Here is a 321-nt window from a genome sequence, read left to right on the forward strand (position 1 = left end):
TTTGTGTTTTAACAGGTGTTTGGCATTGGTAGCTTGCTTGCTCTGACTTATTTAAAGTAACTGTACAGTTTGCTCCAATTATATGAGTATTAGTACGCCATTGATTAGTAAACTGGTTATTTACTTTATCTGTTTTGATTGAATTAAAACCAGACTCATAACCATTTATTAGGTTATTTATGGTGCTGCATTCATCGGGTGTTACTGTGGTTTTTACAGACTGATTCGTTGTAGTAGTGGTTGCTGTAGTTGTAGTCTGATTAGTTTTGCTGGTACAGCCCGCTAAAATAAACGCGACGACTAAAATAAATGCGACAATAG

1 pseudogene is annotated in these 321 nt (G+C 35.5%); it reads right to left on the reverse strand.

What is annotated here, in order from left to right:
* Positions 1-319 (reverse strand): annotated as a pseudogene (locus tag AAEZ18_RS18525) (hypothetical protein); the annotation flags it as partial.
* Positions 320-321 lie beyond the last annotated feature (2 nt).

The sequence above is a fragment of the Pseudoalteromonas sp. 19-MNA-CIBAN-0066 genome, from assembly GCF_040308705.1.
GTDB classification, from domain to species: Bacteria; Pseudomonadota; Gammaproteobacteria; order Enterobacterales; family Alteromonadaceae; genus Pseudoalteromonas; species Pseudoalteromonas nigrifaciens.